General features: G+C 42.0%; 1 protein-coding gene. It reads left to right on the top strand.

Annotated elements, in window-relative coordinates:
- Positions 1-10 precede the first annotated feature (10 nt).
- On the top strand, positions 11-681 hold a 671-nt coding region (locus tag N1032_RS25635; RefSeq protein WP_259543423.1), incomplete at its 3' end, for a portal protein.

The following is a 681-nucleotide window of genomic DNA, read 5'->3' as shown; positions in this document are numbered from 1 at the left end:
AGAAAAAGCCATGACTGAAAAAGTCGAGGGCGTTAATCCTGATGTAGTACAGGCTTACATTCAAGGTCTTGAAGATGCTGGTGTTGAGAAGATTGAGGTAGTCGGTCAAGAGACAGAGGATGGTCTTATTGACGCAGAAGTTAGTTATGTGTTACGAATTAAGAAAGTTAAAATCCAATATGTTCCATTGGAAGAAGTATTAGTTGACCAATGGGCACAAAGTATTCAGACTGCGACTTACTTCGCTCATCGTACGCGTAAAACGAAACAAGAACTCTTAGCTTTGGGTTTTCCTTCGGATGAAATCGATAATGTTACTGAGTGGAATACTACCGAGGAAATTACTCAGCAGCAGATCGTAGCGTGGGCACGAACAGACTGGCGTAATGATTGGCATCAGGATATCGGTACAGACAGTGACGACCATGCACAGCAAACTTGGCTGTATGAGCAGTACATTCGTACGTCAGACTTAGCAGACGACGGCATTGTCAGGTTGTATCAGGTATTCGATGCAGGCGACCGCATTCTAGAAATCAATGAAGTAGATGATATTCCTTTTGAAACATTCTGTCCTTACCCAATTCCAGGTACAATCTTTGGTGAATCAGTGTATGACATTACGAAAGATATTCAAGATCTTCGTACAGCACTGCTTCGTGGTATGATTGATAACATTCA

Origin of the sequence: Herbiconiux daphne, assembly GCF_024979295.1 — a bacterium.
GTDB classification, from domain to species: domain Bacteria; phylum Actinomycetota; class Actinomycetes; order Actinomycetales; family Microbacteriaceae; genus Herbiconiux; species Herbiconiux daphnes.
This window is presented reverse-complemented; position numbering and strand designations above follow the sequence as displayed.